General features: G+C 61.2%; 7 protein-coding genes. 4 read left to right on the forward strand and 3 right to left on the reverse strand.

Translation table 11 applies throughout. The annotated features are described in order from the left end of the window. Positions 1 to 385 precede the first annotated feature (385 nt). Positions 386 to 502, reverse strand: coding sequence for a cytochrome c oxidase subunit CcoM (gene ccoM, locus KGB27_RS31460; protein ID WP_007906619.1), 117 nt, complete (start codon positions 500 to 502; stop codon positions 386 to 388). Between the two features lie 142 nt (positions 503 to 644). After that, complete coding sequence (locus KGB27_RS30315) at positions 645 to 806, reverse strand: hypothetical protein (protein WP_085988412.1); 162 nt, start codon at positions 804 to 806, stop codon at positions 645 to 647. 186 nt (positions 807 to 992) lie between these two features. On the opposite strand from KGB27_RS30315, the gene KGB27_RS30320 reads away from it, so the two are divergent. From KGB27_RS30320 to KGB27_RS30330, 3 genes are all read left to right on the forward strand, one after another. Then, positions 993 to 1,886: a LysR substrate-binding domain-containing protein gene (locus tag KGB27_RS30320; RefSeq protein WP_223557317.1), complete on the forward strand. Its 894-nt coding sequence runs from the start codon at positions 993 to 995 to the stop codon at positions 1,884 to 1,886. A 200-nt stretch (positions 1,887 to 2,086) separates the two neighbouring features. Then, positions 2,087 to 2,557: a RidA family protein gene (locus KGB27_RS30325; protein WP_223481918.1), complete on the forward strand. Its 471-nt coding sequence runs from the start codon at positions 2,087 to 2,089 to the stop codon at positions 2,555 to 2,557. After that, positions 2,554 to 3,741, forward strand: coding sequence for an aminotransferase class V-fold PLP-dependent enzyme (locus KGB27_RS30330; RefSeq protein ID WP_223557318.1), 1,188 nt, complete (start codon positions 2,554 to 2,556; stop codon positions 3,739 to 3,741). Before KGB27_RS30325 ends, KGB27_RS30330 begins: the two co-directional genes overlap by 4 nt. Here KGB27_RS30330 and KGB27_RS30335 read toward each other — a convergent pair. Beyond that, complete coding sequence (locus KGB27_RS30335) at positions 3,738 to 4,079, reverse strand: hypothetical protein (RefSeq protein WP_008034222.1); 342 nt, start codon at positions 4,077 to 4,079, stop codon at positions 3,738 to 3,740. The two genes, KGB27_RS30330 and KGB27_RS30335, sit on opposite strands and share 4 nt — an antisense overlap. A gap of 219 nt (positions 4,080 to 4,298) precedes the next feature. Here KGB27_RS30335 and rapA point away from each other — a divergent pair, with 219 nt between their 5' ends. After that, on the forward strand, positions 4,299 to 7,145 hold the full coding sequence (rapA, locus tag KGB27_RS30340; protein ID WP_223557319.1) for an RNA polymerase-associated protein RapA: 2,847 nt from the start codon (positions 4,299 to 4,301) through the stop codon (positions 7,143 to 7,145). Positions 7,146 to 7,235 lie beyond the last annotated feature (90 nt).

Genomic DNA, 7,235 nt, shown 5'->3' on the forward strand with positions numbered 1-7,235 from the left:
AGGTTCTGCGTAGTGGGCAACCCGGCATGGATGCCGGGTTAGCCGCCCCCGGCCATGGATGGCCGATGGCCGCGGGCCCACGGAGCAGGACCGGAGCGAGGGTATGCCGAGCCTAGGCGAGGCACCGAACGAAAGGGGCAAAAGCGCTTTGGTTACTTTCGCGCTTTTCGAAAGTGACTCGCCGTAAGGGCGAAACCAATAGCCGCCATCACCACAGAAACGGATATGTACCCCACCCAACAATCAACCTGAAAACCCCAGGCCGTTGCCCAACATAGAGCCCCCCACCACCAACCCACACAAACCACCAGATTTTCGCAGGCAAAAAAAAAGGGCAACCGAAGTTGCCCAAAATGCCTTGCGTGCTCATTGCATCCAGAAAGACCTACGGTTTTTTCCGTTTGTGCGAATCTTTCCAGATAAAAAATCCAAACCCTGCGAAAAACAGAACCATGAGGCCGACTGTCAGCACTCCGGCGATCACCACGTTGTCGAAAAACATGACTGGCCTCCTGCACTTGCCCTGTTGCGATGGGGCTAAGTTAACCAATCAGGCAGGAGAGGAAATTGACCGGGATCAATATCGCCCGAGACTGGGCGCAAAGGAGGGGGAAAACTGATCTACATCAACGGATGCAAGGGGTTTAACGCTTTTTCGGTTTGCTCTTCGGCTTCTTCTTCGCCTTGCCCAACGGCATTGCCTGCTCGAATGCCTGGCGCACTTCGTTCAGGCGTTTTTCGTTGAGGTCATGAACACGCTTGGCGCGTTCGGAATTGAGGTCGATCAGTTTGTCGTCTTGGCTCATGGTCTTCAGTGCATCGTGTGAAATGAAGTTCAACTGCCGCATCGCTCGGCAGGATTGCGCCAATAATGCGGTCTGGCGCCCGCGCTGACCAGTCGCCTGCGTAACAGCGGCTTAACAAAATATGTGCTCACGGCGTTTTTTCAACGCACAATCGCGACTTTGCGATGGACCCAAAGGACCCGCGCTGTGGAACTGCACCAGGATCTGCCTCCCTTGATGGCCCTGCGCGCCTTCGAGGCCGTGGCGCGTCATTTGAGTTTCATCAAGGCCGCCGATGAATTGTCGGTGACCCAAAGTGCAATCAGCCATCAAGTGCAGAAACTGGAACAGTTCCTCAATCAGCGGCTGTTTATCCGCCGCACCCGGGCTATCGATCTGACACCAGCCGGGGCAGCCTACTACCGGCAGATTCAACCGGCCCTCGCCTCCATCGCCCTCGCCACCCGTGAACTGCGGGGCAATGAGCACCAGGAAAGCACCCTGCGCATCGGCCTGCTCGCCTCGTTCGCCACCCTGTGGCTGGCGCCGCGCCTGGCCAGTTTCAACGCGCGCCACCCGCACATTCATGTCGAACTCCTGCCCTCGGTGCAACTGGCCGACGTCAGCGGCGGCGAAGTCGACCTGGCCATTCGCTACGGCAAAGGTGGCTGGCCGAAAGTCCAGGCCCGGCGCTTTATGGTGGAAACACTGAACCCGGTCTGCAGCCCGGCGTTCAAGGCCAAGGGCACCGACCAAGGCCCGCTGCTCATGGCCAAGTCGCACCAGCCGTTCGAGTGGATCGACTGGAGCGCGCACAACGCCATCGACCTCAGCCATTGCCCCAGCGTCATGCTCCACGACTACAACATCGTCGTCGAAGCCGCCGTGGCCGGCCAAGGCATCGCCATGGGGCGTCATCACTTGATCGAGCGCCGACTCAAGGACGGCTCGTTGGTAGAAGCCTTCTCCACCCCACCGTTCATTAGCGATATCGGCTATTGGCTGGTCACGCCCGAGCGACCGCCGAGCCACGCGGCACAATGCTTTAGTGAATGGCTGAATGAGATGGCCAACATCGCACACAAATCTCACGGCGACTGAGGATCAAAGGTGGGAGCGAGCCTGCTCGCGAAGGCCATGTCCCATCCAACATTCATGTGACTGACACACCCTTTCGCGAGCAGGCTCGCTCCCACATTCGATCTACGCATGAGCTAATTGAATACGTCGGATTAAATCTATCCGTTTGTCGCGCTCCCCGTCCGCCAACATGCTGAAGCCTTCATTCAGGAGGATTCACCATGACCGACTCACTCGCCCACCGCATCCAGCAACTTGGCCTGAGCCTGCCAACACCGAGCCAGCCCATCGCCAACTACGTCAACCACGTGGTCAGCCAGAACCAGTTGTTCATTTCCGGGCAGATTCCGTTACTGGACGGCAAACCGGCATTCATCGGCCGATTGGGAGAGTCGATCTCCGATGAAGAAGGCGCCAACGCCGCCGAACTTGCCGCGCTGGGCCTGCTCGCACAATTGAGCGATGCGCTCGGTGATGACCTGTCGAAACTGGTGCGCATCATCCGTCTTGGCGTGTTCATCGCCAGCGCCGCGGATTTTGCGCGTCAAGGTGCGGTCGCCAATGGCGCGTCCAACCTGTTGGTCAATGCCCTCGGCGAAAAAGGCCGGCATGTGCGCACGGCTGTCGGCGTATCGAGCCTGCCCGGCGGCGTGGCCGTGGAAATCGACGCAATTTTCGAGCTGCGTCCATGAACCCCGACGAAGTGGAGCGTTTGCGAGCGGCGACGCCGGGGGGCACCAGCGTGATTCACTTCAACCACGCCGGCGCCTCGTTACCGAGCCAGGCCACCCTCGACGCGATCATCGAGCAACTGCGACTCGAAGCCCTCTGCGGCCCCATGGAAGCCGCCGACCAGAGCGTGCAGGCCCGCGCTCGCAGTGCGGCGGCCCTGCTGCTCAATGCAAACACTGAAAACATCGCGTTCGCCAGCAGCGGTTCGGCGGCCTGGGGCATGGCATTCAATGCATTGGGGCCATGGCAGGACGGCGAGCGGATTCTGGTCGGGCGCCATGAATGGGGCGGCAATCTGGCCTGCATCGCACGGGCCGTCAGCGCCGGGGCGCGGCTGGAGGTGATTCCCTGCGATGAGACGGGCGCCGTGTCCGTGTCCGCCCTCCAGCAGATGATCGACCCGAAGGTGAAGCTGATCGCACTGACCTGGCTGCCGGCCAACGGCGGCCTGATCAACCCGGCCGAGGCCATTGGCGCCGTGGCGCGCCAGCACGGCATTCCCTACTTCATCGACGCCGGCCAGGCGCTGGGGCAATTGCCCTGCGATGTGCAGGCGTTGAACTGCGATGTGCTCAAGGGCGCCGGGCGCAAATTCCTCCGTGGCCCACGAGGAACGGCGTTGATGTACATCAAACCGGGGTTTCTCGAACGGCTCGTGCCCGGCCATCTGGACGTGCTTTCCGCACCGTGGGACGGCGAAGGTTTCTCGGTGCGTGACGATGCGCGGCGGTTTGAAACCAGTGAAGTGTCGGTGGCTTTGCTGGCCGGGCTGGCCAATGCGCTGGAGGAGTTCAACCACTTGGGTGCAACCCGGATTCGCCAGCGGATCGAGGGCTTGAGCGGGCAACTGCGCGAACGCCTTGAGTCGGTCAGCGGGCTGACGCTACACAACCTGGGGCCGGCGAATCAGCAATCAGGCTTGGTCGCCTTCACGCTCAAGGGTTGGGACAGCGTTGAATTGAAGCAGCGGCTGGCGCAACGAGGGATCAACATCGGCGCCAATGGCGTGGCCTATACGCCGCTGGATATGCAGGCCCGAGGGCTGGACAGCATCGCGCGGATTGCCGTCAGTTACCTCAATACCGAAGAAGAAATGGATGTACTGCTCAACGCCCTCAACGAACTTTCCCTCATCAAGGACTAAATCTGAATGTCGACCCACAACCCCTGACGCGGCTCGTCGTCCATCAATGGCGCGACCGGCACGGTGTTATCCGCGTTGAGCTCAGTGCCGGGAATCGCCAGGTGCTCTTCAGGATCTTCATCGGCTTCACGGCGACGGCGTTCTTTTTCCTGCTTGCGGCGCTGCTCCTCGCGCAGCTGAAACGCCGCCTCTTCCGGATCGCGCTGTTGCAGGTCGATCGTGCTTTCGTTGGAGCTTTCCTGCACCGGTACAACAGGTGGAATATCCGGGCGCTGGCGGATCGGGTCGTGCTGTGAAGTGATCGGCACGGCACTCAAGGGGAGCATCGGTGGCAGCATAATTATTTGTCTCCTGTCAGCAGGCTGTCGGCTGCGGGGATGGCGACTTGAGCCATCGGTCGCAAACTGTGACCGGATTGGCACTAACAAGTGCCCCGGCCCGCACACGTCTCAAGCGGTGAACTAACGTAAGACTGTGAGTTTTTCTGAGAGTCCTTTGGCCCTGAAGCCCTCATTCCGTTAAGATAGCCCGCTTTTTCAAGGTGGGAGTCAGGCAGCATGGCGCAGCAGTATCAACCGGGGCAACGCTGGATCAGTGACAGCGAAGCCGAGCTGGGTTTAGGCACCGTTCTGGCACAGGACGGCCGCTTGTTGACCGTGCTCTATCCGGCCACTGGCGAGACTCGCCAGTACGCGCTACGGAATGCGCCCCTCACCCGCGTGCGTTTTTCGCCGGGCGATTCGATCATTCACTTCGAAGGCTGGAAACTGACCGTACAGGAAGTCGACGACATCGACGGCCTGCTGATCTACCACGGCCTCAACGCGCAGAACGAAGTGGTCACCCTGCCGGAAACCCAGCTGTCGAACTTCATTCAGTTCCGACTGGCCAGCGACCGTTTGTTCGCCGGGCAGATCGACCCGCTGGCCTGGTTCTCCCTGCGCTACAACACCCTGGAACACACCAGCCGCCAGTTGCAATCCTCGCTCTGGGGCCTGGGCGGCGTGCGCGCGCAACCGATCGCGCACCAGTTGCACATCGCCCGTGAAGTCGCCGACCGCATTGCGCCGCGGGTATTGCTGGCAGACGAAGTGGGCCTGGGCAAAACCATCGAAGCCGGTCTGGTGATCCATCGCCAACTGCTCTCGGGCCGCGCCAACCGCGTGCTGATCCTGGTGCCGGAAAACCTGCAACACCAGTGGCTGGTGGAAATGCGCCGCCGCTTCAACCTGCAAGTCGCGCTGTTCGACGAAGAACGCTTCATCGAAAGCGATGCCGCCAACCCGTTCGAAGACACCCAGCTCGCGCTGGTCGCCCTGGAATGGCTGGTGGAAGACGAAAAGGCCCAGGACGCGCTGTTCGCCGCCGGTTGGGACTTGATGGTCGTCGACGAAGCCCACCACCTGGTGTGGCACGAAGACAAGGCCAGCCCGGAATACTCGCTGGTCGAACAGTTGGCCGAAGTCATTCCCGGCGTATTGCTGCTGACCGCCACCCCGGAACAACTGGGTCAGGACAGCCACTTCGCGCGTCTTCGCCTGCTCGACCCGAACCGTTTCCATGACCTGCACGCCTTCCGTGCCGAGAGCGAGAACTATCGCCCGGTGGCCGAAGCCGTTCAGGAGCTGCTGGACAAGGGGCGCCTGTCGCCTGAAGCGCACAAGACCATTCACGGTTTCCTCGGCAACGAAGGCGAAGCGCTGCTGAGCGCCGTCAATGATGGCGACACCGAAGCCAGTGCCCGCCTGGTCCGTGAACTGCTCGACCGCCACGGCACTGGCCGCGTGCTGTTCCGCAACACCCGCGCCGCCGTGCAGGGTTTCCCGGAGCGCAAACTGCACCCGTACCCGCTGCCGTGCCCCGACGAATACCTCGAACTGCCGTTGGGCGATCACGCCGAGCTGTACCCGGAAGTCAGCTTCCAGGCCCAGCCGGACGCCAACGAAGAAGAACGCTGGTGGAAATTCGACCCGCGCGTCGAGTGGCTGATCGACCAGTTGAAAATGCTCAAGCGCACCAAAGTGCTGGTGATCTGCGCCCACGCCGAAACCGCCATGGACCTGGAAGACGCCCTGCGCGTGCGTTCCGGTATTCCTGCGACGGTGTTCCACGAAGGCATGAACATCCTTGAGCGTGACCGCGCCGCCGCTTACTTCGCCGATGAAGAATTTGGCGCGCAAGTGCTGATCTGCTCGGAAATCGGCAGTGAAGGTCGCAACTTCCAGTTCTCGCACCACCTGGTGCTGTTCGATCTGCCGTCGCACCCGGACCTGCTGGAGCAGCGGATCGGTCGTCTCGACCGGATCGGCCAGAAGCACATCATCGAACTGCACGTGCCGTACCTCGAAACCAGCCCGCAAGAGCGCTTGTTCCAGTGGTACCACGAAGCGTTGAACGCTTTCCTCAACACCTGCCCGACCGGCAACGCCTTGCAGCATCAGTTCGGCCCGCGCCTGCTGCCGCTGCTGGAAAATGCCGACGACGGCGAGTGGCAAGCGCTGATCGACGAGGCTCGCACCGAGCGTGAGCGCCTGGAAGCCGAGCTGCACACTGGCCGTGACCGCTTGCTGGAACTCAATTCCGGCGGCGCTGGCGAAGGTGATGCGCTGGTCGAGGACATCCTCGAGCAAGACGATCAGTTCACGCTGCCGATCTACATGGAAACCCTGTTCGACGCCTTTGGCATCGACAGCGAAGACCACTCGGAAAACGCTCTGATCCTCAAGCCGAGCGAAAAAATGCTCGACGCCAGCTTCCCGCTGGGCGACGACGAAGGCGTGACCATCACTTACGACCGCAACCAGGCGCTGTCTCGCGAAGACATGCAGTTCATCACCTGGGAACACCCGATGGTGCAAGGCGGCATGGACCTGGTGCTGTCCGGTTCGATGGGCAACACCGCCGTGGCGCTGATCAAGAACAAGGCGCTGAAACCGGGCACCGTGTTGCTGGAACTGCTCTACGTCAGCGAAGTGGTTGCACCGCGTTCGCTGCAACTGGGTCGTTACCTGCCGCCGGCCGCGCTGCGCTGCCTGCTCGATGCCAATGGCAATGACCTGTCGGCCCGGGTGTCGTTCGAGACCCTGAACGATCAACTGGAAAGCGTACCGCGTGCCAGCGCCAACAAGTTCATCCAGGCCCAGCGCGATCAGCTGACGCCACAGATCAACGCCGGCGAAGAGAAAATCTTCCCGCGTCACGCCGAGCGCGTGGCCGAGGCGCAACGTCGTCTCGCCGCTGATACCGATGAAGAACTGGCCCGCCTGACCGCGTTGCAAGCGGTCAACCCGACCGTACGCGACAGCGAACTGGTTGCCCTGCGTAAACAGCGGGAACAAGGTCTGGCGATGCTCGACAAGGCAGCACTGCGACTGGAAGCGATTCGGGTATTGGTGGCGGGTTAATCGCCCTGCCCCACCTCGTGCAATGAAAAAGGCCCGCAGCGATGCGGGCCTTTTTTTGTCTCGGATAAACCAAACAATCCCTGTAGGAGC

This window comes from Pseudomonas sp. BF-R-01 (genome assembly GCF_019946615.1).
Classification (GTDB): domain Bacteria; phylum Pseudomonadota; class Gammaproteobacteria; order Pseudomonadales; family Pseudomonadaceae; genus Aquipseudomonas; species Aquipseudomonas migulae.